The 26,170-nt window shown below is 66.7% G+C and carries 27 protein-coding genes and 1 other RNA gene; 14 read left to right on the top strand and 14 right to left on the bottom strand.

The annotated features are described in order from the left end of the window. Window positions 1–71: 71 nt before the first annotated feature. From ACCQ06_RS05395 to ACCQ06_RS05385, 3 genes are read right to left on the bottom strand one after another with little or no spacing between them, the layout of a single operon-like run. Complete coding sequence (locus tag ACCQ06_RS05395; RefSeq protein WP_228324031.1) at window positions 72–338, bottom strand: acylphosphatase; 267 nt, start codon at window positions 336–338, stop codon at window positions 72–74. Beyond that, entirely contained in the window at window positions 338–946 is a 609-nt protein-coding gene (locus ACCQ06_RS05390; RefSeq protein ID WP_104614975.1) for a TlpA family protein disulfide reductase, read from the bottom strand. The genes ACCQ06_RS05395 and ACCQ06_RS05390 overlap by 1 nt, the downstream gene beginning before the upstream one ends. Continuing rightward, the gene (locus ACCQ06_RS05385; RefSeq protein WP_228324032.1) at window positions 943–2,220 is read right to left on the bottom strand and encodes a YihY family inner membrane protein; all 1,278 of its coding nucleotides are present in this window, start codon (window positions 2,218–2,220) and stop codon (window positions 943–945) included. The genes ACCQ06_RS05390 and ACCQ06_RS05385 overlap by 4 nt, the downstream gene beginning before the upstream one ends. A 110-nt stretch (window positions 2,221–2,330) precedes the next feature. On the opposite strand from ACCQ06_RS05385, the gene wrbA reads away from it, so the two are divergent. The 4 genes from wrbA (at window position 2,331) to ybaK (ending at window position 4,320) form a co-directional block, all read left to right on the top strand. Beyond that, the gene (wrbA, locus tag ACCQ06_RS05380) at window positions 2,331–2,927 is read left to right on the top strand and encodes an NAD(P)H:quinone oxidoreductase (RefSeq protein ID WP_104614973.1); all 597 of its coding nucleotides are present in this window, start codon (window positions 2,331–2,333) and stop codon (window positions 2,925–2,927) included. Further along, window positions 2,924–3,268 carry a DUF2069 domain-containing protein gene (locus ACCQ06_RS05375; RefSeq protein ID WP_104614972.1) on the top strand — a complete coding sequence of 115 codons (345 nt, stop codon included), beginning with the start codon at window positions 2,924–2,926 and terminating at the stop codon, window positions 3,266–3,268. Before wrbA ends, ACCQ06_RS05375 begins: the two co-directional genes overlap by 4 nt. A gap of 88 nt (window positions 3,269–3,356) precedes the next feature. Beyond that, on the top strand, window positions 3,357–3,842 hold the full coding sequence (locus ACCQ06_RS05370; protein ID WP_104614971.1) for an asparaginase domain-containing protein: 486 nt from the start codon (window positions 3,357–3,359) through the stop codon (window positions 3,840–3,842). A 4-nt stretch (window positions 3,843–3,846) separates the two neighbouring features. Next, window positions 3,847–4,320 (top strand): Cys-tRNA(Pro) deacylase, encoded by a 474-nt coding sequence (gene ybaK / locus ACCQ06_RS05365; protein ID WP_316690766.1) that lies wholly within the window; start codon window positions 3,847–3,849, stop codon window positions 4,318–4,320. Window positions 4,321–4,494: 174 nt separating this feature from the next. On the opposite strand, the gene ACCQ06_RS05360 is transcribed toward ybaK, so the two are convergent. The 5 genes from ACCQ06_RS05360 to sufT form a co-directional block, all read right to left on the bottom strand. Beyond that, window positions 4,495–6,192 carry a S8 family peptidase gene (locus tag ACCQ06_RS05360; protein WP_316690765.1) on the bottom strand — a complete coding sequence of 566 codons (1,698 nt, stop codon included), beginning with the start codon at window positions 6,190–6,192 and terminating at the stop codon, window positions 4,495–4,497. A 341-nt stretch (window positions 6,193–6,533) separates the two neighbouring features. Continuing rightward, a complete protein-coding gene (locus tag ACCQ06_RS05355; RefSeq protein ID WP_316690763.1) occupies window positions 6,534–7,943 on the bottom strand; it encodes a S8 family peptidase in 1,410 nt (469 codons plus the stop codon). 265 nt (window positions 7,944–8,208) lie between these two features. Beyond that, the gene (locus ACCQ06_RS05350) at window positions 8,209–9,954 is read right to left on the bottom strand and encodes a S8 family peptidase (protein ID WP_316690761.1); all 1,746 of its coding nucleotides are present in this window, start codon (window positions 9,952–9,954) and stop codon (window positions 8,209–8,211) included. A gap of 316 nt (window positions 9,955–10,270) precedes the next feature. Beyond that, window positions 10,271–11,356 carry a branched-chain amino acid aminotransferase gene (locus ACCQ06_RS05345; protein WP_104614967.1) on the bottom strand — a complete coding sequence of 362 codons (1,086 nt, stop codon included), beginning with the start codon at window positions 11,354–11,356 and terminating at the stop codon, window positions 10,271–10,273. A 65-nt stretch (window positions 11,357–11,421) separates the two neighbouring features. Continuing rightward, window positions 11,422–11,976: a putative Fe-S cluster assembly protein SufT gene (sufT, locus tag ACCQ06_RS05340; RefSeq protein ID WP_011260066.1), complete on the bottom strand. Its 555-nt coding sequence runs from the start codon at window positions 11,974–11,976 to the stop codon at window positions 11,422–11,424. 174 nt (window positions 11,977–12,150) lie between these two features. Here sufT and ACCQ06_RS05335 point away from each other — a divergent pair, with 174 nt between their 5' ends. Beyond that, window positions 12,151–12,570 carry a hypothetical protein gene (locus ACCQ06_RS05335; RefSeq protein WP_104614966.1) on the top strand — a complete coding sequence of 140 codons (420 nt, stop codon included), beginning with the start codon at window positions 12,151–12,153 and terminating at the stop codon, window positions 12,568–12,570. A 772-nt stretch (window positions 12,571–13,342) separates the two neighbouring features. Here ACCQ06_RS05335 and ACCQ06_RS05330 read toward each other — a convergent pair. Both ACCQ06_RS05330 and ACCQ06_RS05325 read right to left on the bottom strand, forming a co-directional pair. Further along, on the bottom strand, window positions 13,343–14,800 hold the full coding sequence (locus tag ACCQ06_RS05330; protein ID WP_316690720.1) for an NAD(P)(+) transhydrogenase (Re/Si-specific) subunit beta: 1,458 nt from the start codon (window positions 14,798–14,800) through the stop codon (window positions 13,343–13,345). Beyond that, a complete protein-coding gene (locus ACCQ06_RS05325) occupies window positions 14,797–15,102 on the bottom strand; it encodes an NAD(P) transhydrogenase subunit alpha part 2 (protein WP_104614964.1) in 306 nt (101 codons plus the stop codon). The genes ACCQ06_RS05330 and ACCQ06_RS05325 overlap by 4 nt, the downstream gene beginning before the upstream one ends. A gap of 113 nt (window positions 15,103–15,215) precedes the next feature. Between ACCQ06_RS05325 and ACCQ06_RS05320 the strand changes: the two genes are divergently transcribed. Genes ACCQ06_RS05320 through ACCQ06_RS05310 form a run of 3 tightly spaced genes read left to right on the top strand, consistent with a single transcriptional unit; the run spans window position 15,216 to window position 16,623 of the window. After that, entirely contained in the window at window positions 15,216–15,779 is a 564-nt protein-coding gene (locus ACCQ06_RS05320; RefSeq protein WP_316690717.1) for an RNA polymerase sigma factor, read from the top strand. Continuing rightward, a complete protein-coding gene (locus ACCQ06_RS05315) occupies window positions 15,776–16,129 on the top strand; it encodes a hypothetical protein (RefSeq protein ID WP_104614963.1) in 354 nt (117 codons plus the stop codon). The genes ACCQ06_RS05320 and ACCQ06_RS05315 overlap by 4 nt, the downstream gene beginning before the upstream one ends. Before the next feature lie 5 nt (window positions 16,130–16,134). Continuing rightward, a complete protein-coding gene (locus ACCQ06_RS05310) occupies window positions 16,135–16,623 on the top strand; it encodes a DUF3106 domain-containing protein (RefSeq protein ID WP_104614996.1) in 489 nt (162 codons plus the stop codon). A 119-nt stretch (window positions 16,624–16,742) separates the two neighbouring features. Here the strand turns inward: ACCQ06_RS05310 and ACCQ06_RS05305 are convergent, their stop codons facing one another. Together ACCQ06_RS05305 and ACCQ06_RS05300 are read right to left on the bottom strand one after the other, a co-directional pair. Beyond that, the gene (locus ACCQ06_RS05305) at window positions 16,743–17,843 is read right to left on the bottom strand and encodes an NAD(P) transhydrogenase subunit alpha (RefSeq protein WP_316690715.1); all 1,101 of its coding nucleotides are present in this window, start codon (window positions 17,841–17,843) and stop codon (window positions 16,743–16,745) included. 132 nt (window positions 17,844–17,975) lie between these two features. Then, on the bottom strand, window positions 17,976–18,575 hold the full coding sequence (locus tag ACCQ06_RS05300; RefSeq protein ID WP_228324043.1) for a TetR/AcrR family transcriptional regulator: 600 nt from the start codon (window positions 18,573–18,575) through the stop codon (window positions 17,976–17,978). Between the two features lie 131 nt (window positions 18,576–18,706). Here ACCQ06_RS05300 and ACCQ06_RS05295 point away from each other — a divergent pair, with 131 nt between their 5' ends. Beyond that, window positions 18,707–19,570, top strand: a complete 864-nt coding sequence (locus tag ACCQ06_RS05295) for an alpha/beta hydrolase (RefSeq protein ID WP_316690712.1) — start codon at window positions 18,707–18,709, stop codon at window positions 19,568–19,570. A gap of 115 nt (window positions 19,571–19,685) precedes the next feature. Then, window positions 19,686–19,761, top strand: a non-coding RNA gene (locus ACCQ06_RS05290) — sX9 sRNA. Window positions 19,762–20,093: 332 nt separating this feature from the next. Here the strand turns inward: ACCQ06_RS05290 and pacR are convergent. Then, on the bottom strand, window positions 20,094–22,451 hold the full coding sequence (pacR, locus tag ACCQ06_RS05285; protein ID WP_316690710.1) for a PacR family protein: 2,358 nt from the start codon (window positions 22,449–22,451) through the stop codon (window positions 20,094–20,096). A 230-nt stretch (window positions 22,452–22,681) separates the two neighbouring features. Then, window positions 22,682–23,107 carry a hypothetical protein gene (locus tag ACCQ06_RS05280; RefSeq protein ID WP_372365214.1) on the bottom strand — a complete coding sequence of 142 codons (426 nt, stop codon included), beginning with the start codon at window positions 23,105–23,107 and terminating at the stop codon, window positions 22,682–22,684. Window positions 23,108–23,169: 62 nt separating this feature from the next. Here ACCQ06_RS05280 and ACCQ06_RS05275 point away from each other — a divergent pair, with 62 nt between their 5' ends. Genes ACCQ06_RS05275 through ACCQ06_RS05260 form a run of 4 tightly spaced genes read left to right on the top strand, consistent with a single transcriptional unit; the run spans window position 23,170 to window position 26,054 of the window. After that, the gene (locus ACCQ06_RS05275) at window positions 23,170–23,745 is read left to right on the top strand and encodes a nitroreductase family protein (protein ID WP_228324045.1); all 576 of its coding nucleotides are present in this window, start codon (window positions 23,170–23,172) and stop codon (window positions 23,743–23,745) included. Next, a complete protein-coding gene (locus ACCQ06_RS05270) occupies window positions 23,742–24,728 on the top strand; it encodes a 5'-3' exonuclease (RefSeq protein WP_228324046.1) in 987 nt (328 codons plus the stop codon). Before ACCQ06_RS05275 ends, ACCQ06_RS05270 begins: the two co-directional genes overlap by 4 nt. After that, the gene (locus ACCQ06_RS05265; protein WP_316690706.1) at window positions 24,725–25,276 is read left to right on the top strand and encodes an NUDIX hydrolase; all 552 of its coding nucleotides are present in this window, start codon (window positions 24,725–24,727) and stop codon (window positions 25,274–25,276) included. The genes ACCQ06_RS05270 and ACCQ06_RS05265 overlap by 4 nt, the downstream gene beginning before the upstream one ends. Next, complete coding sequence (locus ACCQ06_RS05260; protein WP_316690704.1) at window positions 25,257–26,054, top strand: N-formylglutamate amidohydrolase; 798 nt, start codon at window positions 25,257–25,259, stop codon at window positions 26,052–26,054. The genes ACCQ06_RS05265 and ACCQ06_RS05260 overlap by 20 nt, the downstream gene beginning before the upstream one ends. Window positions 26,055–26,170 lie beyond the last annotated feature (116 nt).

Raw genomic sequence — 26,170 nt, 5'->3', positions numbered from 1 at the left:
ACGCCTGATCGCGTTGAGAAGGTTATCGGCGAGGCAACGCAACTCTGTTGCCCCGCCGTGGCGGCACGCACTCAGCCAGTTACAAATTCTTCAGTCGGCGGAACCGCGCACGCCGTGCGTGTCACCGACGTCACCTGCGCCGCTGGCGGGCCCTGCCACAGCCAGATTTCCAACGCATCCAGTGCGGCCTGGCTGCCGGCGGCGACCACCTCCACGCTGCCGTCCGGCTGGTTGCGGGCGTGCCCGTACAGGCCCAGCGCCAGCGCGCGCTCGCGGGTGGAGGCGCGGTACCACACGCCCTGCACTGTCCCGCTGACCACAAAGCGCGCCGCCTGCATCACCCCGCCTTGCCGGTGATGCCGACCGCCGCTTCGATGTCGCGGGCGGTGACCGGGCCGAGAAACTGCTTGGCGACCTTGCCGTCCGGACCGATCAGATAGGTCATCGGCAGGCCGCGTGGCGTGGCGAAGTCCTGCGGCGGCTGATACGGGTCCAGGATCGCCACCGGGTAAGACACTGGGTGATCCTTCAAAAACGCCTGCATGTCGGCGGCGGTGATGTCTTCATAGGCAAGGCCGACCACTTCGACGCTGTCGCGCATGGTGTGCAGTGCCGACAGCTCCGGCATTTCCTTCAGGCAAGGCGCGCACCAGGTGGCCCAGAAGTTGACCACCACCCACTTGCCGCGATGCGCGGCCAGGTCGTAGGTCTCTCCCGACACCGTGGGCAGCGACAGCTTGGGCATCTCGGCGGTCTGCTGCACCACCGAGGTATTGGCCGCGCTTGCCGGGTCAGCGGCGGGTTTTTCGGGTGTCTGGGTGGTTGCGGCAGGCGCAGCCGCCGAATCGGCCGCAGCGGGGGTGCCCTCGCCGGTAGGCTTGCAGGCGGTCAGGATCAACAGCGGCAACAGCAGCGCGCATGCGCCGCGCACAAGACGCATCGTCATAGGGGATCTCCGGGGAGGTGGGTGTAGAGGTCGCCGACCGGTTGCGCCAGCACGCCACGCAACGGTTGACGCAATTGTTCCAGCGCGGCGGCGGCGGCCTGGCCGTAGGCATCGTCGCGGCACGGAAGCGGGCGGTCTTCGATCGGCACGCGCAGCTGGCAGTTTTCGTAGAGTTCGGCCATTGGCACCACGTCCAGATCGCGCGCCAGCAGCCATTGGCCGCGTTCGTCGCGCCGCAGCAGGCGGATGCGTTTGAGCTCGCACAGCAGCTCCTGCATCAGCGTGTCGGTGAGCATCGGCTCCAGCGCCAGGATGCGGTCTTCGTCCAGGCCATTGCCGTGGATGCGCGCCTGCCGGAACCGGCCGAGCAGGCGCAGCAGGCCATAAATTTCGAAGCCCGGCGGCAGGCGCATGGCTTCGGGCTGATAGCGGAATGCGGACATCGACGACGCCAGCGACGCGCCCAGCAACACCGACACCCAGCTCAGATAAATCCACAGCAGCAGGATCGGCAGCGCCGACAGCGCGCCGTAGATGCGCTGATAGGTCTGGAAATTGCCCAGATAGAAGCCGAAGCCCCACTTGACGATTTCCATCAGGATCACCGCCAGCAGCGCGCCAGGCAGCGCGTGCCGCAGGCGCACCGCATGCTGCGGCACCACGCGGTAGATCAGCACGATGCAGACGAACTCCACCGCCATCGGTGCCAGCCGCCAGGCGAATTCGGCCAGCCACTGGCCTTCGGTGGTGCGGAACAGCGGCAGCGCGAACACGTAGGCCGCCATCGCCATCGAGGCGGCGGCGAGCATCGTGCCCAGGGTCAGCACGGTCCAGTAAATCAAGAACCGCGTCACCTTGGGCCGCGCGGCAGCCACCCGCCAGATGCTGTTGAAGGTCTGCTCGATGCTGTGCAGGGTGATCAGCAACGAGGCCACCAGCGCCACCATACCGGCGACGGTGAACTTGCCCAGATCCTCGAGCGAGCGGTTGAGATAGTTCTGCACCGAGCGCGCGGCGCCGGGCACGAAATTGTTGAAGATGAAGTCGGTGAGCGCGTCCTTCCACTCGTTGAATGCAGGAAACGCCGACAATACGCCGAACACCACGATGGCCAGCGGCACCAGCGCAAACACCGTGGTGTAGGCCAGCGAGGCCGCTGCCTGGAACAGGCGGTCGTCCAGAAAGCGGCGCCACAGAAAGCGCCCGAAGCTCACCGTCCGCGCGCGATCGCGCAGACGCTCTTTCCATTGGTGGAGTTTGTTCACACGCGACATCGCGCAAGGGTACCCGATGCGCCGTCATCGCGGCCTTGTCGCACCTGCGGCGTGCAGGCAGGCGGCGGCATGGCCGATACTGCGGCAACTCAACAGGCGGCAGAGGCACGATGGCGGAGATTCTGGTGCTGTATTACAGCCGCGGCGGCTCGGTGGCGCGGCTGGCGCGGCAGATCGCGCGCGGCATCGGCGAGGTGCCGGGCATGAATGCGCGGCTGCGCACGGTGCCGCCGGTGGCTGCGGTCACCCAGACCAGCGCCCCACCGGTGCCTGACGAAGGCGCGCCGTATGTGGACCGCGTCGATCTGGCCGAATGCAGCGGCCTGCTGCTGGGCAGCCCGACCCGCTTCGGCAACATGGCCGCACCGATGAAACACTTCCTCGACAGCCTGGGCGCCGAATGGGCCACCGGCACCCTGGCCGGCAAGCCGGCAGGCGTGTTCACCTCCACCGCATCGATGCATGGCGGCCAGGAATCCACCCTGCTGTCGATGCACCTGCCGTTGCTGCACCACGGTTGCCTGATCGTCGGCATCCCGTTTACCGAGGCCGCGCTCAGCCACACCACCAGTGGCGGCACTCCGTACGGCGCCAGCCATGTGTCCGGCGCCGCTGGCGACCCGCAACCCAGCGAGGACGAAACCCTGCTGGCGCGCGCGCTCGGCCGCCGCGTGGCCGACATCGCGCGCCGGCTCGCCACGCCGTGAGCCTGCGCGCCGTGCATTGGCTGCTGACGCTTGCGCTGCTGGCGCTGGCGGTGGTGTACGTGATCTGGTTTCACGACGACCCGCATCGCACCGCCGCCTTGCTGGTCTTCGCGCTGCCGCCGGCACTGACCGGCGTGCTGGCCGTGCGCAGTGCCCGTGCCCGCTTCTGGGCCGGCACCTTTGCGCTGGGCTGGTTCAGTCACGGCGTGATGGCGGCCTGGAGCCAGCCCCACGTCCGTGGGCTGGCGTGGCTGGAACTGCTGCTGGCGCTATTGGTCATCGGGCTGGTCAGCGGGCCCGGCGTTGCCGCGCGCTTCGGCAAGAAACGTACCCCGCGCTAACGGCTGCGCCCTGCAGCGCGGGGCGCCGCGCCGTATCATGACGGCCCTCGCGCGGCCTGCACCGCGCACGTTTGAAGGATTGGCAGCAATGGAAGACCTCCTGATCGTCACCACCGGTGGCACGATCGACAAGATCTACTTCGACGACAAATCCGATTACCAGATCGGCGACCCGCAGATCGGCCAGATCCTCAAGGAGCTGGGCGTGACCTTCCGCTTCTCGGTCATTCCGATCATCCGCAAGGATTCGTTGCACATCACCGATGCCGATCGCGAGCTGATCCGCGCCACCATTGCCGCCCAGCCGACCCGCCACGTACTGATCACCCATGGCACCGATTCGATGGTGGCAACCGGCAAGGTGCTGCAGTCGATCGTCGACAAGACCATCGTGATGACCGGCGCGCTCAACCCGGCGCGTTTCCGCGGCTCGGATGCGGAGTTCAATATCGGTTGCGCGGTCGGTGCGGTGCAGTCGCTGCCGGCCGGCGTCTACATCGCCATGAACGGGCGGATCTGGAACCCGGAACAGGTGCGCAAGAACGTCGCTGCCAACCGCTTCGAATCGGTCTGAGGCGATGAGCAAAGCCACCCGCGCGACCAAGGCATTGGACGCTGCCGGCGTGGCCTACGTGCTGCACCCTTACGACTATCAACCCGACGCAGATGCCAAAGGCCTGCAGGCGGCAAACGCGCTGGGGCTGGCACCGCAGACGGTGCTGAAAACATTGATGACCTGGGTCGACGACCTGGCCGTGTGCGCGGTCATTCCCTGCAACCGGCGCCTGTCGCTGAAACAACTGGCCAGCGCGTGCGGCGGCAAGTCCGCTCGCATGATGGACGTGACCGATGCCGAACGTCGCACCGGCTACAAGGTGGGCGGTATCAGCCCGCTCGGCCAGCAACGGCAGGCGCCGGTGCTGATCGAAGCCACCGCGCTGGACGCACCGGCGCTGTGGATCAACGCCGGCCAACGCGGGTTGCTGCTGGAATTGCCCGGCGCGCAGCTATTGCAGGCCCTCAGTGCACGGGCTTGCGTGCTGTGCGAGTAGGAGCGGTCAACAAACCGTAGCGCGCCCCCGTCAGGTCCGCATGGACGGCATGCTCAGCACCGGAACGTACGCGTGGCACAACCGCAGCCAGCATCGGCCGCGCCCACCTGGTGGCGAGCGCAGCCGGTGTGTCGGCGGCCTTACGCCGCATCGGCAGGGGTGTTCCCGCGATACTCAGTACGCCGCCGTGACGCTGACGCCTGAAAACGCCAACGTCGCTTTCAACCGCACGTAATACGTGCCGGCCACCGGTGCGTTCAGCGTGCAGCTGTCGGCATTGCCCGGCAGCAGGCTGCGGCAGGTGTAGGCGGTGTCGGTGGGCAGTGCCGCTGCGCGTAGCGACAGATCGGCATTGCCGCTGCCCCCGTTGAGCGCCACCTTGAGCGCGCGCGTGCCGGCCGGCACATCGATCTGGTAATACAGCACATCCGACTGCGCTGCACTCAATCCGGTACGTGCCGCATTCCTGGCCAAGGTGGTCGACGCGATCACCGCCGCCACCGCGCCATCGGCATTGACCAGCCCCGCACCGCACCCCTGCGTGCAGGCAATCGGCAACGGCCGGGCGCTGCTCTTGAGCAGTGCTTTCACCGTGGCCGGCGTGAGCGGATTCAGTGCCACCGACTGCATCAGCGCCACCACGCCAGCCACATGCGGCGCGGCCATCGAGGTGCCGCTGTAGGACGCGTAGGCCGCAGTCCCCGGCACCGTGGTGCCGCTGTTGAGCGTGGAGACGATGGCCTGCCCCGGCGCTGCAATATCCACGCCTTTGCCGAAGTTGGAGAAGCTGGCCTTGGCGCCCGCCGAGGTGGTGGCCGCCACTGCGATCACGTTCGGGCAATTGGCCGGCACGCTGGTGGCCACATCCATATTGCTGTTGCCTGCCGCCACCACCACCGAGCTCCCCCGCGTCACCGCACCGGCGATGGCCGTGCTCAGCGTTGTCGAACAACTCCCCGCACCGCCCAGCGACAGATTGATCACCGTGGCCGGATTCGGATTGGCCGGCGCACCGGTGACCTTGCCGCCCGATGCCCAGACGATCGCATCGGCGATATCGGACATGTACCCGCCGCAGCGGCCCAATACGCGCAGCGGCAGCACCTTGGCATTGAACGCCGTGCCGACCACGCCGCCTGCATTGTTGCCGACCGCCGCCACGATGCCGGCCACATGCGTGCCGTGCCAGCTGGAGCTGGAGGCGGACGCACCGGGCCCGCATTCGTTTGCCGCCGTCCAGTCGCCCTGGTCGGTGGCACTGGCGTCGCGCGCATTGCCGTCGCGCGCGGTCGCCGGGTCGACGATGAAGTCGTAGCCGGGCAGCACATTGGCGTCCAGATCCGGATGTTTGGTGATGCCGGTATCGATCACCGCCACCACGATGCCCTTGCCGGTGGTGCGGTCCCATGCCGGCCGGATGTTGAGACCGGCGGTGCTGGTGCCCATCGCCCACTGCTGGGACACGCCGGGATCGTTGGGCACCAGCAAGGGGCGCATCAATACGTCCACTTCCACACGTTTGACGGCCGGGTCGGCGGCAAGGCGCCGCATCAGGCTTTCCGCATCCACGCGATCCAGTTTGCGATCGGCCACCAACAGCATCGGGCCGGTGCTGAGCCGGCGCGTGGCGGACAACCCCAGCACGCGCCCGCGCTGTGCAGGCACGACGCTGGCGATCTCGCGCCACGGCGCAGACAGGCCGGTCGCGCGGCTGCTGCCGACACGGTCCTTGTAGCTGACGATGAAACGTTGATGGGTGGAACTGGACGCCAGCCCTTGCAGACTGACCTCGCCGGCCGTGGCATAAAACGTGCAGGACAACGCACAGACAAACACAGCGTGGCGCAGCACACCAACCGAGACATGCGACATGGATCAACCCTCCCCAAGGCGTTGAACGTTCGGAAGACAACGCGCTGACACCCTCTGCGACGCGCACTGCCTGATCGTGGGGCGGTTGCACACGGCCATACCTCACGTCGGCTGGCTATCGGCATGCCATCCGCGTGGCTGAAGCGGTCGGTAGTCAATGCCAAGCGCTTTGTTCAGCCATTGCCGCCGCCGGTTGACCAATGCCCAGGTCTGGCCAAGGCCCAAACGCACACTGCCCCGCCGAAGCGGGGCAGTGCAGGTTTCAAAACACCGACAGCGGCGTCGGGGCCGGCCCGACGTCGATGCCGGCGGTCAGGCCGGCATCGCGCCTCGCCGTCGCCTTACGGGGTCTGGCTGACCGCACCGGCCGCGTTGACGATGCCGGCACCGCAGCCGCCCGAGCAGGCACCCGGCAACGGACGTGCGGTGTTCTTCAGCAGGGTTTCCACCGCCGCCGGCGTCAGCGGACGGCTGGCCGCCGATTGCACCAGCGCAACCACGCCGGCCACGTGCGGGGCCGCCATCGAGGTGCCGTTGTAGGACGCGTAGCTGGCGCTGCCCGGCGTGGTGGTGCCGCTGTTCAAGGTCGACAGGATCGCCGAGCCCGGACCGGAGATGTCGATGGTGCTGCCGAAGTTGGAGAAGCTAGAACGCGCGCCGGCCGAGGTGATCGACGCCACCGAGATCACGTTGGCGCAGCTGGCCGGGGTGAAGTTGGCCACGTTGGCATTGCTGTTGCCGGCCGCCACCACCACCGTGGTACCGCGCGACACCGCACCGTTGATGGCGTTCTGATAGGTGCTGGAACAGGTGCCGTTGCCGCCCAGCGACATATTGATCACCTCGGCCGGATTGGCGTTGGCCGGTACGCCGGACACCGTGCCGCCGGAGGCCCACACGATGGCGTCGGCGATATCGGAGGTGGTGCCACCGCACAGGCCCAGGGCACGGATCGGCACGACGCGCGCATTGAACGCGGTCCCGGCCACACCGGTGCTGTTGTTGGTGACCGCAGCAATCGTGCCGGCCACATGGGTACCGTGCCAGCTCGAGTTGGAAGCCGGCGAACCCGAGAAGCACTGGTTGGCTGCGCTCCAATCGCCCTGGTCGGCCGGATTGTTGTCGCGGCCGTTGTTGTCGCGTGCGCGCGCCGCATCGCTGATGAAGTCGTAGCCCGGCAGCACATTGGCGTTGAGATCCGGGTGGCTGGTGATGCCGGTGTCGATCACCGCCACCACCACGCCGGTGCCGGTAGCGGTGTCCCAGGCCGGGCGCACGTTGATGCTGGACGCGGTGGTGCCGAAGCCCCACTGCTCGGACAGCCGCGTGTCGTTCGGGGTCAGGGTCGGATACATGATCTGGTCGACTTCCACGTAGTCCACGCTCGGATCGGCGGCGATGCGGCGCATCAGCGTCTCGGCTTCGGCACGGTCCAGGCCACGGCTGGCCTTGAGCACTTCCGACCCCAGCGCGGTGCGGCGCACGTGGTTCAAACCCAGCGCGCGACCGGCGCGGGCCGGCACCGCGCTGGCGACGGAATTGAGCGATGCGCGCATCGACGTCGGACTCACTGCCGGGCTGCTGCCGTCCTTGTACTTGACGATGAAGCGGTCCAGCGTGGGCTGCGATTCCAGGCCAGACAAATTGACCTGACCGGCAAACGCCGGCACGGCCAGCAGGGAGGTCAGCGCGGAAACACCCAGCACCACCAGTGCGCGTGCAGGTGCACGACGTTGCGACACATTGGACATCGATCGTTCCTCAAGAAAGTAAGAAGTACCGCAGCTGCGGCGAGGTGGCCGAGCCCTTGCCGCAACACCGCGGATCGGGCCGGACGAAACGGGCGATGACGCCCGTCGAAACGACTGACCGGTGTCCATTCCGGCCGAGCGGCACTGCCCTGCCTGCGCCTGCCGAAACGGCAGACGTGGGCGGACATCGCAGATGGGATGCAGCGCCGGGTCGGCGCTGCCTGGCCAGCCGGCCAGACAGCGCAACAGCGTCGAGCGGCAACGTTTAGTAGCTGGCGCTCAAGGTCACGCCAGAGAACGTGCTGTACGCCTTGACCCGCACGTAGTACGTGCCCGATGGCGCGCTGATGCTGCAGGTTTCGGCATTGCCGCTGAGGTACGGACGGCAGGCGTAGGTGGTGTCGGTCGGTGCGCTGCCGGCGCGCACGTACAGGTCTGCATCGCCGGTGCCGCCGCTGATCGCCACTGTCAGCGTGCCGCTGCCAGCAGGAACGGCGATGGTGTAGTTCAGCTCCGCACCGCTGGACGCGCCCAGGCCGGTGACCGGCGTGCCGTTGGTCAGCGTGTTGCCGGTTCCGCCACCGCCACCACCGTTGCTGCCGCTGATGGCCGCCGTCACTGCGGCGTCGGCATTGACGATGCCGGCGCCACAACCGCCGGAACAGGCACCCGGCAACGCGCGCGCGGTGTTCTTCAGCAAGGTTTCCACCGCTGCCGGAGTGAGCGCGGTCGGTGCGACCGACTGCACCAGCGCGACCACGCCGGCCACATGCGGCGCCGCCATCGAGGTGCCGTTGTAGGACGCGTAGCTGGCACTGCCCGGGGTGGTGGTGCCGCTGTTGAGCGTGGACAGGATCGCCGAGCCGGGGGCTGACACATCGATGCCGGCACCGAAGTTGGAATAGCTGGCCTTGGCGCCCGCCGAGGTGGTGGCCGCCACCGCGATCACGTTGGCGCAGTTGGCCGGCAGCGAGCCGGACACGTTGGCCGAGCTGTTGCCCGCCGCCACCACCACCGTGGTACCGCGCGACACCGCGCCGCTGATCGCGTTCTGCATGGTGGTCGAGCAGGCACCACCACCGCCGAGCGACATGTTGATGACCTCGGCCGGGTTGGCGTTGGCCGGAATGCCGCTGACGCTGCCGCCCGATGCCCAGACGATGGCGTCGGAGATGTCCGACAACGAGCCGCCACACTTGCCGAGCACGCGCACCGGCACGACCTTGGCGTTGTAGGCGGTACCAGCCACGCCGGTACTGTTGTTGGTCACCGCGGCAACCGTGCCGGCCACATGGGTGCCGTGCCAGCTGGAGTTGGAGGCCGGAATCCCGGTGCCGCACTCGTTGGCGGCATACCAGTCGCCCTCGTCCGCAGGGTTGCTGTCGCGTCCATTGCCATCGCGCGCAGCCGTCGCGTCGCTGATGAAGTCGTAGCCGGGCAGGATGTTCGCAGCGAGGTCGGCATGGGTGGTGATGCCGGTATCGATCACCGCCACCACGACGCCGGTGCCGGTCGCCTTGTCCCAGGCCGGACGGATGTTGAGGCCGGCGTTGGTGGTGCCAAAGCCCCATTGCTCGGACAGCCGGGTGTCGTTGGGTGTCAGCGTGGCATGCAGGATCTGGTCGACTTCCACGCTCTGCACATTCGGGTCGGCGGCCAGCTGGCGCATCAAGGTTTCGGCCTCGGCGCGGTCCAGCGTGCGGTCGGCCTTGATCAATTCAGGCCCCAGCGCCAGACGGCGGACAGAAGCCAGGCCCAGTGCCTTGCCGGCCTTGGCCGGCACCGCACGTGCGGCGGTGCGCAGCGAAGTGCTCAGCACGGTGGGACTGGCCAGCGCCGTGCTGCCGTCCTTGTAGGTCACGATGAATTTCTGATGGGTTTGGGCGGTGGCAAGACCGTCCAGGTAGACCTCGCCGGCAAACGCAGGCGTTGCCAGTAGCAGGCAAGTCAGGGCGGTGGCGCCCAGGACGGTAAGCGTGCGCGGACGCTTGCGGAAAGACTCGTTCGACATTGAATTCCCTTCCAAATCAAAGAGAACCGCCTTGGCGGTGTAATCCGGCACCGCCTGCAATAGGTCGGCGCCGAGTCCCCGGAATCAATCCCCTGTTATCGATCCGTTCAGCGAACCTATCTCACTGAAACCAAACTGGACAATACGAAATCGACACTTTTGAAACTTGAATATCATTTTTGTGACAAGCATCATGTCTGCTCAGCCCGCTTCCCACAGTTTTTTGACCGTCAGCATGTCGGCGTGCTGCACGGCAGGCAAAAAAAAGCCCCTGCACTGACGCGCAGAGGCCTGTTTTTGACGCTTTAGCGCTGACTCAGGACAAGCGCACCAGCCAGCCATGCCGGTCCGGCACGCGGCCGTACTGGATATCGGTCAATTCCTGGCGCAGCGACATGGTCACCTCGCCCGCCGGCGCGGACAGATCGCCCACCGCAAAGCCGTCACCCTTGAGCTCACCGATCGGGGTGACCACCGCGGCGGTGCCGCAGGCGAATACTTCAGCGATTTCGCCCGACGCCACACCCTGCTTCCATTCGTCGATGGACACCTTGCGCTCGACCACGCGCATGCCGCGGTCGCGGGCCAGCTGCAGGATGCTGTCGCGGGTGATGCCTTCCAGGATGCTGCCGGACAGTTCCGGGGTCACCAAGGTGCCGTCCTGGTAGACCAGGAACACGTTCATGCCGCCCAGTTCTTCGATGTACTTACCTTCCACCGGGTCCAGGAACAGCACCTGCGAGCAGCCCTGCGCATAGGCTTTTTGCTGCGGCAGCAGCGAAGCGGCGTAGTTGCCGCCGCACTTGGCCGCGCCGGTGCCGCCCTTGGCCGCACGCGCGTATTCGGTGGACAACCAGATCGACACCGGCGCCACGCCCTTGGCGAAGTACGGGCCGGCAGGACTGGCGATGACGTAGTACGAGGCCTTGTGCGCAGCGCGCACGCCCAGAAAGGCCTCATCGGCAATCATGAACGGGCGGAAATACAGGCTGGTTTCCGGCGCCGACGGCACCCAGCCGGCGTCCACGGCCACTAGCTGGCGCAGCGATTCGACAAACAGGTCCACCGGCAATTCCGGCAGCGCCAGACGGCGCGCCGAGCGCTGCAGGCGCTCGCCATTGGCCTGCGGGCGGAAGGTCCAGATCGAGCCGTCGGCATGCCGGTAGGCCTTGATGCCTTCGAAGATTTCCTGGCCGTAATGCAGCACCGAGGCCGCCGGATCCAGCTGCAGCGGGCCATAGGCGCGCACTTGCGCGTCGTGCCAGCCCTGCTCGTTGTTCCAGGAAATGGCGACCATGTGGTCGGTGAAATGCAGCCCGAAGCCGGGCGCGGCCAGGATCACGGACAGTTCGTCGGCACTGCGCGGCGACGGAGAACGGGTGGAAGCGAAGGACACGGACACCGGAAGATTCCTGTATGGCGGGCGAAAGGACGCGGCGCCACATCTGCAGACATGGCGCCTGACGATCAGAGCATGCCGGTCTCGAGACGGGCCGCTTCGGACATCATATGCCGGCCCCACGGCGGGTCGAACACCAGCTCGACATCGGCCTCGGCAATGGTCGGGATCATTTCCACCTTGCTGCGCACGTCGTCGACCAGGATCTCCCCCATGCCGCAGCCGGGCGCGGTGAGCGTCATCTTGACGTCCACCCGGCGCTGGTTGTCCTCTTCGCGATGGCTGACCACCGCCTCGTAGACCAGGCCCAGATCGACGATATTGAACGGAATTTCCGGGTCGAAGCAGGTACGCAGCTGCTGCCACACCAGCGCTTCCACTTCTTCGTCGCTGGCGTTGGCGGGCAATTCCAGCCCCGGCGGGGCCTCCTTGCCGATCGCATCGCCATCCTTGCCGGCAATGCGGAACAGATTGCCTTCGACAAAGACCGTGTAGCTGCCACCCAGGGCCTGGGTGATATAGCCATAGCTGCCTGCGGGCAGGGTCACCGAATCGCCCTGCGGCACCATGACGGCATCGCAATCGCGTTCGAACTGGACGGGTTCGCTGCTACGGGAGTACATGGGCTGGATATGGGGCCGCGCCGGGTGCGCGCAAGTCGGCCATTCTAGCCGACCGTGGTGGCGCCACCGCCGCCGGCCGCCCATTCCATCGACGACGCTGCATTCCATCTGCCGACGCAGTGCATCGCAAAGTGCGGCATGCGCTCTATCATGTGCGCACTGTCAGGAGCTCCAATGCCGCCCACCTCCGCGTCCGCCAGAAGCGCCCACTGGCTCTGGCCCCCGCTCCTGTTGCTGGGAAGCGTCACCGCCCTCATCGCCTGGCTGCTCATCGCCCTTGCGCTGGGCAACCAGGCCGGCTGGATGGCAGTGCTGGTTGCGCTGGAAGTGGCCTGGATGCTGCGCCTGGGCACGTTGCGCGCCGGCCGGTTGCGGATTGGCGTGGCGGTGGCGACCACCGCACTGATCATCGTCGGCGCCAATTGGGGCATCGCCTCGGCGCAACTGGGCGGATCGCTGGGCCTGGACCCATGGACCTCGGCGCAGAAAATGGGCCCGCGCCTGGCCTGGACCCTGCTGCAACTGGCCACCAATGCGTTCGATCTGTTGTGTTATTTCGCAGCGGTGCTCGTGGCGTGGTGGGCTGCGCGCTGAATCAGGCGCGTTTGTCGCGGTAGCCCAAGCACAGATGTGTTGAAGCGGATGCCTCAGTCACACAGATCCAGATGGCGCTGTTCTTCGAAGGCTGTCATGCCTCATTGTGCCGACGCAGCGATGCCTGAAGCTCTGCAACTTGGCTGCAGGCCCTTACCCGCCCACCCTCGCGGGACACGCTGCAAGTACGTCCTTGTAAGCTCTTTGGCGGCATCCATGCCGCCAAAGGTCACGCGACGGTGAGCGGGCAAGGACCAGTCAAGCTGGTCGGTGTGTGTGGTTGCGAGCAGGGCATGACGTGCGCTGATCGGCTCACTTTGCGTCTGCCAGCTTCTCACCACATTCTCATCGCAAGCCGAGCAGCAGACCGGCTTTCAACACGCAATCCAAAAACTTTCGTTTGCATAGCGCAGCGCAACACCCGCAGCACGCTTTCAAGAAAGCAGCCGACCAACTCTCTGGTGCGGTGTCCTCGCCGCTTGCGGGACCCCTGGCGGCATGGATGCCGCCAAGGAGCCTCCACGGACGGATTCACGGCGTGTCCCGCAAGCGGTGAGGGCACCGCGCCCTCGACGAGCTGAGCGTTGGACTACCCCTGAACACTGCTGCGATTCGAAAGCTCGGCAGCTTATGTGCGACTGGCTGGAGATTGCGGATGGCTCACGCGTGAGCTGCCGATCTGGGCCTTAGCTGCGAGGAACTTGGCAGCGAGCACAGCGCCCTAGACCAATCGGCTTCTCAAGTGCATCCGCGACATCAGTCGTACGAGGCCTCAATGCCCGCCCCCATCCAGCGCCTTCAACTCGCTGACCAGCGCGCTGGCCGCTTCGGCACCGTCTCCGTAGAGCATGCGGGTGTTGTCGGCGTAGAACAGCGCGTTTTCGATGCCGGCAAACCCGGTGCCCTTGCCGCGCTTGATCACCACGGTGTTGCGTGAATTGACCACGTCCAGGATCGGCATGCCGTAGATCGGGCTGGCCGGGTCGGTCTTGGCGACCGGGTTGACCACGTCGTTAGCGCCGATCACCAGCGACACATCGGTGCTGGCGAACTCGGGATTGATGTCGTCCATATCGGCGATCAGGTCGTACGGCACGCCGGCTTCGGCCAGCAGCACGTTCATATGCCCGGGCATGCGCCCGGCGACCGGGTGGATCGCAAACTTCACCTTGACCCCGCGCGCGATCAGCCGCTGCGCCAGCTCCCAGATCTTGTGCTGCGCCTGCGCCACCGCCATGCCGTAGCCGGGCACGATCACCACCCGCTCGGCGAAGGCCATCATCGCGGCAACATCGCCGGCCTCGATGGGTTTTTGCGCGCCACTGATTTCCTGCGCCTGTCCGCCGCCACCGAAGTTGGAAAACAGCACGCCGCTGATCGGCCGATTCATCGCCTTGGCCATCAGCCGGGTCAGCAGGATGCCGGCCGCACCCACCATCATGCCGGCGATGATCAGCGCTTCGTTACCCAGCACATAGCCTTCGAATGCCACCGCCAGGCCGGTAAAGGCGTTGTAGAGCGAAATCACCACCGGCATGTCGGCACCGCCGATCGGCAGCGTCATCAACACGCCTAGCGCGAGCGCCGCGGCGAAGAAGGCGATGATCGCCAGCGGCTGCAAACTGGTGGCGGCCCAGATGCCGAGCGCCAGGACCGCGAGCGCCACCAGCAGATTGACCGCTTGCTGGCCGGGAAAGGTCACCCGTCGGTCGAGCCGGCCATCCAGTTTGGCCCAGGCGATGATCGAGCCGGACAAGGACACCGCCCCGATCGCCGAGCCGATCACCGCCAGCACCACCGTGGTGGTGTCCGGCCGCCGCGCCGCCAGCTCGGCGATCGCCTGCGCGCTCCAGTGCGCGGTGTCGCGATTGGCAAAGAAGGAAAACCGCAGCAATTCCACCGCGCCGATCGCCGCCGCCGAGCCGCCGCCCATGCCGTTGTACAGCGCCACCATCTGCGGCATGTCGGTGATGGCCACTTTCCTGGCCGACCACCACGCCACCCCGGTGCCGATCGCCAGCGCTGCCAGGATCAGCGGCACGTTGCGCAGTTCCGGCAGGAAGAACGTGGCCACCGTGGCGATCAGCATGCCCAGCCCGGCCCAGCGGATGCCGCTACGCGCGGTCAGCGGCGAGGCCATGCGCTGTAAGCCCAGCAGGAACAACGTAGCGGCAACCAGATAACTGGATTTCACCAGCCACGACAGTAATTCAGGGGTAGAAACCGTCATGTCGCATCCCCGCTGGGCGGCTTCTTACTCGACTTGAACATGTCCAGCATCCGCTCGGTCACCACGTAACCCCCGGCCGCATTGCCCGCGCCCAGCACCACCGCGACGAACCCCAGCGCTTTTTCCAGCGTGGTATCGGCATGCCCAAGCACCACCATCGCACCGATCAGCACGATGCCATGGATGAAGTTGGAGCCGGACATCAGCGGGGTATGCAGGATCACCGGCACCCGCGAGATGATCACGTGGCCAGCGATGGCCGCCAGCATGAAGATGTACAGCGCTACGAACCCGTCGCTCATCGTCTTTCGCTCCACTGGCCGGTGCGGCCCGCCGATCATACCCACGCATCGGGCATGTCAACCGAATCGGCGCTGGGCCGTTGACGTCGTATCGTCTTCGCGGAAGCTACGCTGTGCTGGTGGGAACCTCTTTCGATCCGCAGCCTTCTGCAACGGCCGCCGCCGTCCCGGTGTCGCTGGACGCCTTTCTGGCCGGCATCGGTCCGCGCGCGTTCCGTTTTGCCGAGGCCGGTCTGCGTCACCGCGAAGACGCGCTGGATGCCGTGCAGGACGCCATGGTCAAGCTGCTCGGCTACCGCGAGCGGCCGGCCGAGGAATGGACGCCGTTGTTTTGGAGCATCCTGCGTACTCGCATCATCGACCTGCAGCGCCGCCGCACGTTCCGGCTGAAATTCTGGGCACCGGCCGAGCGCGCCGATGACGAAGGCCCGATCGAGTGGGCCGACCCCGGCATCGGCCCGGTCGGCGCGCAGCAACATCAGCAGGCTTACCAGCGGCTGGTCCAGGCGCTGCGCAACCTGCCGGCACGCCAGCGCGAGGCATTCACGCTGCGTGTGCTGGAAGACCTGGACGTGGCCACCACCGCCAAGGCGATGGGCTGCTCCGAAGGCTCGGTCAAAACTCACCTGTCGCGCGCGCGCGACGCGTTACAAAAACAGTTCGAGGATTTCCTGTGAACCGCTCCCACGATCCGGCCCAGTTCGATGCGCAACTGCGCCAACTGCACGCCGCAGCGCTCACCAGTCTGCCGCCGCAGACCCTGGCACGCCTGCGCCAGGCCCGCCACGCGTCGGCGGCGCGTCCACGCCGCGGTTATTGGTTGCTGGCCACCGCCTGCTCCGGGCTGCTGGCCATCGGTATCGGCCTGCAATTGCGACCGGGCGACAGCGCGTCCGCAGGCGTGGCCCCGACCCAGTCCGTGGCCACCGCCGGCAATGCCGCCAGCACCGATACCGACGACCTGCTGACCCAGAACCCCGACCTGTATGTCTGGCTCGGGTCCGATACCGCTTTGGCCATGGAATGAACACGATGACCCGCACCACCCGCCTGCTGTTGACCCTGCTGCTCTGTGCCGGGCCGTGCGCGTCGCTGTTGGCCCAGGACCGCCCGCCGGGCCCGCCAGGGCCACCGCCGATGGACGGACCCGGCCCGCATGGCCCGGGACCGCGCAACGAGACGCCGATGCCGGAGTGGGACAAGCTGACCCAGCAACAGCGCCAGGTGCTGATCGATGCGCTGCGCGAGCGCTGGAACGATGTGCCCGAAGAACGCCCGCGCATGTACCGGCACGCCAGTCGCTGGCTGGACATGACCCCCGAACAGCGCAAGCAGGCCAAGGCCGGCATGGACCGCTTCCGCAACATGAGCCCGGACCAGCGCCGCGAAGCCAAGGCCTTGTTCGACCGCATGCGCGCGCTCAACCCGCAACAGCGCAATGAGCTGCAACAACGCTGGCAGAAGATGAGCCCGGCCGAACGCAGCGCCTGGTTACGCGACCACCCGCCAACGGACGATTGAACGCGGCCGCACTGGCTGCCCGGATGCTCCGGCGTGCGATCACACCTTCAGAGTTCAGACACCAGCGCGCGCCAGCGGGTCTTCGAAAGTCGCCGCGTGCGTTGCAGACAGACGGCGCGTTACGTCGCCGCTGTCGCCGCTGTCGCCGACCAACGCGTCTTCGCCAGCAACTCATCGTTCCAGTCGAATGACAGCGCACCGTCGCTGATCAACAACGCGGCGAACGCGTAGACGTTGCGCGCAAACATCTCGCTGGCATGCACGGCGCCCTGGCTTGCCAGATTGAGCGGCCCGGCGACCACCACGCCATCGAGCTCAACGGTTTCGCCCGGACGCGTGGCCGCGCAATTGCCGCCGGTTTCCGCCGCAAGATCCACGATCACGCTGCCGGCGCGCATGCCCTGCACCATCTGCGTGGTCACGATCTTTGGCGCCGGCCGCCCCGGCACGGCCGCGGTGCAGACCACCACATCCACGCCTTTGAGATGCTCGGCCAGGCGGCGCTGCTGCTCGGCGCGTTCGTCGTCGGTGAGTTGGCGCGCATAGCCGCCTTCGCCGGCAGCGCTGACGCCCAGATCCAGAAAGCGCGCGCCTAAGGACGCGATCTGTTCGCGGGTTTCCGGGCGCACGTCGAAGCCTTCCACCTGCGCACCCAGCCGTTTGGCCGTGGCGATCGCTTGCAAGCCGGCCACGCCTGCACCGATCACCACCACCTTGCAAGGGCGCATGGTGCCGGCGGCGGTGGTGAGCATCGGGAAGAACCGCGGCGCCAGTTGCGCGGCCAGTAACACAGCCTTGTAGCCGGCCATGCCGGCCTGCGAACTCAGCACGTCCATCGATTGCGCGCGCGTGGTCCGCGGCAGGCGCTCCAGCGGAAACGCAACCAGCTCGCGCGTGGCAAATGCCTGCGCGCGCGCCGGGTCGGCATCGGGTGCGAGCATGCCGATCACCACCGTCTGCGGCTTGCAGTGCAGCAGGACATCGGCCGGCGGCGCCTGCACGCAGAGCAGCATGTCGGCCTGATCGAGTGTCTGTGCATGGGCAAGTTGCGCACCGGCCTGCAGATACGCCGCATCGTCCATGCTGCTGGCGCGGCCGGCGTCCGGCTCGATCCACACATGGGCCCCAAGCGCGACCAGCTTCTTGACCGTTTCCGGCGTTGCCGCCACCCGGCGTTCGCCCGCCGCCTGTTCTTTCAGCACCAGCACCTGCACAGCCATGGGTTGCTCCGGTCTCGCGCTCAGTGCGGCGATGCTAGCAGAGCGCGGCTGCGGCGCCTGGCACATGTGCTGCGCTGGCTGTCGGCCAGGTCGCACGTCACCACGTACCGCACGTCCCTCGCAGATGGCGCCTCAGGGCTCCAGCACCGCCTGCAGCAACGGCGCGAACACCACTTCAGGCGCAAACGCCCGCAGTGCGTCGTGCTTGCGGTCGATCGCAAGCGACGCATAGCCATGCACGGCGCTCCACGCCAGCAGGGTGCGCTGTTCCAGCAGCTCGGCACCTGGAGCGCTGCCGTGACGAGCACTCCACTGCGCGCGCACCGTATCGCGCAGGCAGGCCATGGCCGCCTCGCTGGCCTGCAGCAACCGTGGCAGGCGGCGCGAACGCAGGTCCAGACCCAACATCAGCCGGAACTGCTGCGGATAGTCGATGGCAAATCGCAGGTAGCCCAGTCCGCAGCCCAGCAACGGGTTGGCAAGTTCCTGTTGGGTTGCGTGGATGCGCGCAAGCATGCGTTCATAACCATCGGCCGCCAGTTCCGCCACCAACCCGTCCAGCGAGCCGAAGTGGTGCGCGGGTGCGGCATGCGAGACCCCGGCGCGGCGCGCGCATTCGCGCAAGGTCAGCCCACGCACGCCCGATTCGCCGACCAGCTCCCAGCCAGCGCGACGCAATGCGGCCGGCAGATCGCCGTGGTGATAGCCAGCAGGAACGTCTGATCGCGACATGGCGGCTTCGTTTATCGGGAGCTCAGTGGAGCAGATCATCTTGACGCTGACAAGATTGAATCGGCAAACTTGTGGCGCATCTTGTCACCGACAAGATATGCGACGTGCCCTCACCCCACAAGGACTCCCCCATGAGCTCGTCCATCGCCAAGTTGCGTGCGCAGCTGCTCCGCGGTCTGATGAGCGGCATCAGCCGGCTGGCCCCCGGCCCGACTGGCCGCTCTCTGGCGCGCCGTTTCGTCACCCCGGGTGCGGCCGGGCGCCGGCAGGCCGCCGCTATCGCCGCAACGCTGACCGATGTGCAGCAGCAAACCCTGCGCATCGACGGCATCGACATCGCCGTCTATCAATGGGGCGACCCCGCGCAGCAGCCGTATGTGCTGCTGTCGCATGGCTGGGCCAGCTACGGGCTGCGCTTTGCGGCCTGGGTACCGCAGCTGCGCGCACGTGGCTATGCAGTGCTCGCGTTCGATCAGGCGGCACATGGCCTGAGCAGCGGCAAGATCAGCAACATGCCGCATTTCGTGAAGATGCTGCGCCAGATCGGCGAGCGCTTCGGCCGCCCTGCGGTGTTCATCGGCCACTCGCTGGGGGCGGCATCGGTGGTGTTTGCCGACGCCCCGGCATGGCGTCCGTCCCGTTATGTGTTGATCGCCCCGCTGCTGGCGCCGGCCGCCAGCGCGCAACGTCAGTTCCGCGCGTTCGGTATCGCACCCGGCGCATTCGTACCGTTCGAAAACTGGCTGATCCAGATTACCGGCAAGCGTTTTGCCGACTTCGATGCCACCGCGTACCTGCCGCACTTCGATCGCCCGGCGCTGATCATCCACGACCGCCGCGACCGCGAGACGCCGTGGGAAGAAGGCGCGCGTTTTGCCGCACTGTGGCCAGGCGCGCAGCTGTTCAGTACCGAAGGACTGGGCCATAACCGTATGGTCGATCACGCCTCGGTGATCGCGCGGGCGCTGGAGTTCATTGGCCCGGCATCGGGCTGAAGACCGCGCTCCGGGATGCGGTCATCGCAGGCGTGGCTGCCGGAGTGCGAGGATCAAGGCAACTGCATCGGTTAAGAGCGGCCGACAAACGGGCGCGGCCGGTGCTCGGTGCGGCATGTACCACGCGTGCACCCCGGTTCCTCCGCACCGTCCGCACCCACCTGGCGACTGCTCGCTACGTTTTGTTAGCCGCTCTAAGCGTGCTGCACAATCCGATCGCAAATGCAGCGCTCACGTATTGCGCGATAAGACAGCACACGCAGCGTTTGCTGCTGCAATGATTCCGCGCCTGCCGATGAGTCACTTCGAAAGAGTCGCGTGGCCATCCGAACCGCCACGACGCCGCGAACATCCGGCGTCTGCCGCAGGAGCCCAACGGCTCTAGGAGTCCGAACGCCGACCCGGCAAGACCCTCGCGATGGCCGCGCCAGCGACGCATATCCACTCTCGAACGCACGCTCGCCGAAGACAGCGACACGGCCTCCGCGGCGCAGCGAAATCGCCGCGCAGTCCATGCAATCGCTCAGTGCACCGTGCCGCTGTTGTGCAGCGGATCCAGCCGGTCGATCACGCCCTGCATCGCACTGTCGAACGCGCCATCGTTGATGTGTTCGCGCAGGCGACCCAGCCGCACCATCACCGCCAATTCTTCCGGCGAGGCGACGCAGAAACGCACACCGCGGCGGTTGACGAACAATAGCCGCTGCGAGATCGGGCTGACCCACGACAGCTTGCCAGCCTGCACCTTGCCGTCCTTGTCGACGAAATCCAGCCAGGTGCCGATGTCCATCGCACGGAACCGTTCGGCGTCGGCACTGTCGATGCTCTGCGCCACCGCTTCGGCACCCAACACCACGCTGACGCTTTCGGCCGCTGGCGGCGGCAGGTTGACCTGCGGCAGTTCCGGCAAGGCTTTTTCCAGCTCCGGGCGTGCCTCGGCGATGGCTTGCAAGGTGTCGTGCAATGCCGTGATCGCTACCACCACCGCGTCGCCATGCAGGCCAACGCTGGCGAACACGCGATGCAGCGCCGGTTGCCAGACCTGCAGCCACGGCTTGCCGATGATGTGGCGGCGCGCCTCGCTCAGTTCTTCCAGCACGCCATCGGCTAGCGCCAATGCCTCGACCGTGCCGGGACCTTCGTCGCCGTCGCGCAGGATCGCCATGGTCAGGTGATGCAGCCACGGCTGGCGCAGGAAGTCTTCCACTGCCTTGGGCAACGGCGCACCGGCCAGCACGCGCTGCTCCAGCTCCGCCAGCGCGCGGTTACGCGCCAGCTCCAGTTTTTCCTGGCCGCGCTGGGTTTCGGTGGCGCGGCGTTCGGCAATTTCCACACGGCGGCGGTGCTGCGACAGGAAATCGCGGAACTCTTCTTCCAGGGTCAGGAAGATCGCCAGATTCTCGTTGAATTCGGCCACCAGGCGGTCGACGATTTCTTCGACCTTGCCCATCAGCACGCGCTCGGCGGCGCTATCGCCGTTATTGCCCTCGCAGGCCTCGGCCAGCGAGTTGAGCAGGCGCCGTGCCGGGTGGGTCTTTTGCACGAACATCTTGCGGTCCAGCAGCGCCACCTTGACGAAGGGCACCACCAGCCGGCCGATCATCTCGCGCGAGCGGTTTTCCAGATCGCGCTCGTCCAGCATCACGTCGAACAGCATGCCGACCAGGTCGATCGCATCCTCGTCCATCGGATCCAGCCGTGCGGTGGCCGGGTCCACGCCCAGACGCGTGGCGCTGTTGAGCACTTCGTTCTTCAGGCGCTGCGCAAGCGATTCGTTGTCGTCGCCGATGGCCGCCTGCAGCGTTGCGCTGGGCGTGGCCTGCAACAACGACAACACCGACATCATTTCGCGCTGGCTCAGCGGGCGTTGCTGGCCCACCGCCACCGACGCGGCCGAGGCTGCGCTGTCGCGCACGCTACGGGTCTGCTGCAACAGCTCATGCAGCGCATCCAGCAGCATGCCCTGGCTGCCACCCGGATGATCGGCCTCGCCTTCCATGCCGCCAGCGCCGCCACCATCGGCATCGCCGCGTTGCGCCGCGGCCTGCATGCGGCCGCGACTATGCGCCCAGCGGTCCAGGAAGCGATTGGCCCAGGCTGGCGCGTATTGGTCGTTCTGATCGTCGCCGCCCATCTCGGCATTGCCGCCATAAGCGTCGGCCTGCGTGCGCGCTTCGGGCGTCTGCCCGCGTGGCTGCATGCGCGGCGGCGGGCGCTTGGGCTGCGAAATCTCCGGCATCACGCCAGCCTTGGCCAGGGTTTCGTCCAGGCGCGCGTACAACTTGCCGATCGGTTCGGCCAGGTCGCGCTCGCACAGTTTGATCACGACCAGGCGCACTTCCGGCGCCAGATCGCAGGTGGCGAACGCTTCGTGGATCGCCACGCCCAGATGTTCCGGACCGAACGGATTGGTGTCGGCCACTAGTTCCAGGCCGCCGGCAATCCAGCCCAGGCGGCGGTCGACACGCGCCAGCACCTGCTTGAAATCGCGCAGCAGCACGGTGGCAAGGTTGCGCACTGCCAAGCGCGATTCGAGGACATGCTCGGGCACCAGACTGAGCGGGCCGGTGCCCATGTCGCCGGCCAGTACCACTTCGGCCGACAACGGCGTGCCGAGCAACAACGCCTGCCAGCCATCTTCCAGCTGTTGGCGGAATTGGGTGGTCACGTCCTCGCGCTTGCGGCGCAGCTCGCGCATGCCATCGAGAAACAGCAACTGTGACGCGCCAGCGGATTCGGCGCGATCGAACAGCACATCATCGAAATGTGCGACTGCAGCTGCAAACACCTGCACCAGCGCGGGCACAAACGCGTCGTGCGCCTGCTCGAGCAAGCGTTGGTCACGGCCCGGGTGTCCCGACGGACTGGGCTGAAAAGTCATGCGCAAAGGCTCCCCGCCTCTGCAGGCGTGAAAATATTCAAACGAGGAAAAACCGACGCGGCCCCAAATTCCGCCCTCGCATGGTAGGCGTTTCGCTCGTTCGTTAAGTGTGACGCAACTCTCACTTTACTCGTGACCGCCCAGGGTTTGCGTGTCAAGCCGACATCCTAGCTCGCAACGCCGTGGTGGAGCCTGCCGTTGGTCCTTATACGCCTGCGGGGGTTAAGGCTTCAGGTTGGCTGCCGCGTCCAGCCCGTCGACCACGCCCTGCATCGCGCTGTAGAAGGCGTCTTCTTCGCGATGCAGACGCAGCCAGTCCAGCCAGACCCATCATGACTCGGCCTCGCGCGGCCCAATGCCGGCCAGGGCAAGGCCTCCAGCAGCGCCGCCCGCCGCGCGTCCAGCGCGGTATCGCCGCGTGCAGGCGTCAGCTGCGCCAACACGGCGTCGCCCACTGCAATGGCAGCGTCCAGGGCCGGGCCGGCATCGACGCGCAACGCAACCTGTTGCACGCTCGGACGCCAGACACGGCTGAGAAAGTGCTCCACCACCGCCGGCAGCGATCCGTGTGCCAGCCGCTCTGCCAGCACCTGCGCGGCAATGCGGGCAGGAAGGAGCGATGCTATGACGGCAGGCATCGCCTGGCCGGCCAGCATGCGACAGGCATCGGGAAGAGCCCGTCTATAATTGGGATATCCGTTGCCCAGAACCGCAAATCATGCACGCACCGTATTCGCTACAAGCGCTGGACGCGCGTCGTTCGGTCCCCTCCAAACAACTGGGTGAGCCCGGGCCGGATGAAGACACCTTGCTGCGCATGCTGACATCGGCCGTGCGCGTGCCCGACCACGGCAAGCTGGTGCCGTTCCGTTTCCTGCGCATCAGCGGCGACGCGCGGCATGCCTTGGGCGACTTTCTGGCCGACCGCACCCAGGCCGCCGATCCGCTGGCGCCGCCAGCCGTAGTCGAAAAAGACCGCAAGCGCTTCAGCGACGCACCGCTGGTGATCGTGGTCATCGCCGCGCTGCGCCCGGAGCACAAGGTGCCCGAGCAGGAACAACTGCTCACCGCCGGCTGTGTGTGTTTTGCATTGCTGCAGGCCGCGCAGGCGCATGGTTTCGGCGCGCAGTGGCTGACCGCCTGGATGGCCTACGACCCGGCCGTGACCGGCTACCTGGGCCTGGGCGAAAACGAGCGCATTGCCGGCTTCATCCATATCGGCACGCCGCGCATGCAGGTGCCCGAGCGCGAGCGTCCGGACCCGCGCGCCTTATTGCGCGACTGGACCCCGTGAGCACGCTGCCGGGTGCCATTGCCGCGGCGCTGCCGGGCGGTCCGCGCCCGGAGCCGCTGTATCTGATCGATGCCAGCCTGTACGTGTTTCGCGCCTGGCATTCGATCCCGGACGAGTTTCAGGACGCGCAAGGCTGGCCGACCAATGCGGTGCACGGCTTTGCGCGGTTTCTGCTGGACCTGCTGGAACGCGAGCGCCCGCAGTACATCACCATCGCCTTCGACGAAGCGTTGGACAGCTGCTTTCGGCATGCCATCTACCCGGCCTACAAGGGCAACCGCGAGCCGGCACCGGATGCATTGCGGCGCCAGTTTGCGCATTGCAAGGCACTGTGCGCGGCACTGGGCCTGAGCGTGCTGGCGCACCGTGAGTACGAGGCCGACGATCTGATCGGCAGCGCCTTGCACAGCGTGCGCGCGCAAGGCTTGCGCGGGGTGATCGTGTCGGCCGACAAGGATCTGTCGCAGTTGCTGTTCGAGCACGACGAACAGTGGGATTACGCGCGCAATCTGCGCTGGGGCATGGATGGGGTGAAGGCGCGCCATGGCGTGCATGCGCATCAGATTGCCGACTATCTGGCGCTGTGCGGCGATGCGATCGACAACATTCCCGGCATCACCGGCATCGGCGCCAAATCGGCAGCCGTGCTGCTGGCGCATTTCGGCAGCCTGGATGCCTTGCTGGAGCGCATCGACGAGATCCCGTTCCTGCGCTTGCGCGGCGCCGCGCAAATGGCCGTGCGGCTGCGCGAACAGCGCGACCATGCGCTGCTGTGGCGCCAGCTCACCACCATCGCGCTGGATGCACCGCTCGACCTGACCGACGCCGGCTTCACGCGTGCACCGGCCGATGCGGACATGCTGATCGGCTTGTGCGACAGCCTGCGCTTCGGACCGCTCACGCGCCGACGCCTGCTGGCCGTGTGCGACGGCGCCGCGCTGCCGCCCCCTCCCGCTTCCCTGTCTCAAGGCACCTACCCATGAACCGACACGACACCCCGCCCACCGTGGTTTACGAAGGCAAGTACCAGCGCATGGTCGTACGTGGCACCTGGGAATATTCCGAGCGCGTGCACGCCGGCGGCCTGGCCGCGATCATCGTGGCGGTGACGCCGGACGATGCGATGTTGTTCGTCGAACAATTTCGCGTACCGCTGCAGGCGCGCACCATCGAAATGCCGGCCGGGCTGGTGGGCGATGTGCATGCCGATGAATCCATCGAGCTGTCGGCGATCCGCGAACTGGAAGAAGAAACCGGCTGGACCGCCGAACACGCCGAGATACTGATGATCGGCCCCACTTCGGCCGGCGCCAGCAGCGAGAAGATCGCCTTCGTGCGCGCCACCGGGTTGCGCAAGGTCGGCGCCGGCGGCGGCGATGCCAGCGAAGACATCACCGTGCACGAAATCCCGCGCGCGCAGGTCGGCGCGTGGCTGGTGCAGAAGATGGCCGAGGGCTATCAGATGGATCCAAAGTTGTGGGCCGGGCTGTATCTGGTCGATCACGCACTGGATGGCACGCCGCGTGGTTGATGCCGCTGCCGGTCACTTGCTTGGCCCCGAGGATCCGCCAGCGTTCACCGTGCACAACGCGCAGGCGGCATCGCCGTGGCTGTTGATCGCCGATCACGCCGGCCAGCGCGTGCCCGCACGGCTGGCCAATCTGGGCCTGCCGCAACAGGAGCTGGATCGCCATATCGGCTGGGATATCGGCATCGCACAGGTCACACGTCTGCTGGCCGAGGCGCTGGATGCGATCGCCATCACCCAGACCTATTCGCGTCTGGTGATCGACTGCAACCGGCCAGATGGCGCGGCCAGCCGAATGCCGGAGATCAGCGACGGCACATCCATTCCCGGCAACCTGGCGTTGACCGCCGCCGATCGCCAGCAACGTATCGATGCAATCTTCGCGCCTTACCACGCACGCATTGCGGCCGAACTGGATGCACGCGCGCAGCGCGCCCAACCGACGCTGCTGGTGTCGATGCACAGCTTCACCCCGGTGATGGCCGGCAACGCGCGGCCCTGGCATGCCGGCGTGCTGTACCACCGAGACGCGCGGCTGGCGCATCGCTTGCTGGATGCGTTGCGCGCAGAACCGGACCTGGTGGTTGGCGACAATCAACCGTACGCGGTAAGCGATGCCACCGACTACGCCATCCCGGTATACGGCGAAGGCCGCGGCCTGCTGCATGTGGAACTGGAAATCCGCCAGGACCTGATCGGCGACGCCACCGGGCAACAGGCATGGGCAGATCGATTGGCGCGCATCCTGCCGCCGCTGGCCCAGGCGCTGTTACCACGCTGAAACGACAACCACCGTAGGAGCGTGCCTGCGCGCGAGGAAGCGTTGTCGATCACGCCTCATCGCGCGCAGGCACGCTCCTACGGGTCATGCGCTCGTGTGACCGGGCGCATCACTCG

It is taken from the genome of Xanthomonas sp. NCPPB 4467 (assembly GCF_041475665.2).
Lineage (GTDB): Bacteria > Pseudomonadota > Gammaproteobacteria > Xanthomonadales > Xanthomonadaceae > Xanthomonas > Xanthomonas dyei.
The sequence above is the reverse complement of the archived record's forward strand: the minus strand, read 5'-3'. Positions and strand labels throughout refer to the sequence as shown.

What these genes read in the sequence shown, in the direction of transcription:
- ACCQ06_RS05395 (WP_228324031.1), bottom strand. Translation starts at nt 338, where the DNA reads ATGCAGGCGGCGCGCTTTGTGGTCAGCGGGACAGTGCAGGGCGTGTGG.
- ACCQ06_RS05390 (WP_104614975.1), bottom strand. Translation starts at nt 946, where the DNA reads ATGACGATGCGTCTTGTGCGCGGCGCATGCGCGCTGCTGTTGCCGCTG.
- ACCQ06_RS05385 (WP_228324032.1), bottom strand. Translation starts at nt 2,220, where the DNA reads ATGTCGCGTGTGAACAAACTCCACCAATGGAAAGAGCGTCTGCGCGAT.
- wrbA (WP_104614973.1), top strand. Translation starts at nt 2,331, where the DNA reads ATGGCGGAGATTCTGGTGCTGTATTACAGCCGCGGCGGCTCGGTGGCG.
- ACCQ06_RS05370 (WP_104614971.1), top strand. Translation starts at nt 3,357, where the DNA reads ATGGAAGACCTCCTGATCGTCACCACCGGTGGCACGATCGACAAGATC.
- ybaK (WP_316690766.1), top strand. Translation starts at nt 3,847, where the DNA reads ATGAGCAAAGCCACCCGCGCGACCAAGGCATTGGACGCTGCCGGCGTG.
- ACCQ06_RS05360 (WP_316690765.1), bottom strand. Translation starts at nt 6,192, where the DNA reads ATGTCGCATGTCTCGGTTGGTGTGCTGCGCCACGCTGTGTTTGTCTGT.
- ACCQ06_RS05355 (WP_316690763.1), bottom strand. Translation starts at nt 7,943, where the DNA reads ATGTCCAATGTGTCGCAACGTCGTGCACCTGCACGCGCACTGGTGGTG.
- ACCQ06_RS05350 (WP_316690761.1), bottom strand. Translation starts at nt 9,954, where the DNA reads ATGTCGAACGAGTCTTTCCGCAAGCGTCCGCGCACGCTTACCGTCCTG.
- sufT (WP_011260066.1), bottom strand. Translation starts at nt 11,976, where the DNA reads ATGTACTCCCGTAGCAGCGAACCCGTCCAGTTCGAACGCGATTGCGAT.
- ACCQ06_RS05335 (WP_104614966.1), top strand. Translation starts at nt 12,151, where the DNA reads ATGCCGCCCACCTCCGCGTCCGCCAGAAGCGCCCACTGGCTCTGGCCC.
- ACCQ06_RS05330 (WP_316690720.1), bottom strand. Translation starts at nt 14,800, where the DNA reads ATGACGGTTTCTACCCCTGAATTACTGTCGTGGCTGGTGAAATCCAGT.
- ACCQ06_RS05325 (WP_104614964.1), bottom strand. Translation starts at nt 15,102, where the DNA reads ATGAGCGACGGGTTCGTAGCGCTGTACATCTTCATGCTGGCGGCCATC.
- ACCQ06_RS05310 (WP_104614996.1), top strand. Translation starts at nt 16,135, where the DNA reads ATGACCCGCACCACCCGCCTGCTGTTGACCCTGCTGCTCTGTGCCGGG.
- ACCQ06_RS05305 (WP_316690715.1), bottom strand. Translation starts at nt 17,843, where the DNA reads ATGGCTGTGCAGGTGCTGGTGCTGAAAGAACAGGCGGCGGGCGAACGC.
- ACCQ06_RS05300 (WP_228324043.1), bottom strand. Translation starts at nt 18,575, where the DNA reads ATGTCGCGATCAGACGTTCCTGCTGGCTATCACCACGGCGATCTGCCG.
- ACCQ06_RS05295 (WP_316690712.1), top strand. Translation starts at nt 18,707, where the DNA reads ATGAGCTCGTCCATCGCCAAGTTGCGTGCGCAGCTGCTCCGCGGTCTG.
- pacR (WP_316690710.1), bottom strand. Translation starts at nt 22,451, where the DNA reads ATGACTTTTCAGCCCAGTCCGTCGGGACACCCGGGCCGTGACCAACGC.
- ACCQ06_RS05280 (WP_372365214.1), bottom strand. Translation starts at nt 23,107, where the DNA reads ATGCTGGCCGGCCAGGCGATGCCTGCCGTCATAGCATCGCTCCTTCCT.
- ACCQ06_RS05275 (WP_228324045.1), top strand. Translation starts at nt 23,170, where the DNA reads ATGCACGCACCGTATTCGCTACAAGCGCTGGACGCGCGTCGTTCGGTC.
- ACCQ06_RS05265 (WP_316690706.1), top strand. Translation starts at nt 24,725, where the DNA reads ATGAACCGACACGACACCCCGCCCACCGTGGTTTACGAAGGCAAGTAC.
- ACCQ06_RS05260 (WP_316690704.1), top strand. Translation starts at nt 25,257, where the DNA reads ATGGCACGCCGCGTGGTTGATGCCGCTGCCGGTCACTTGCTTGGCCCC.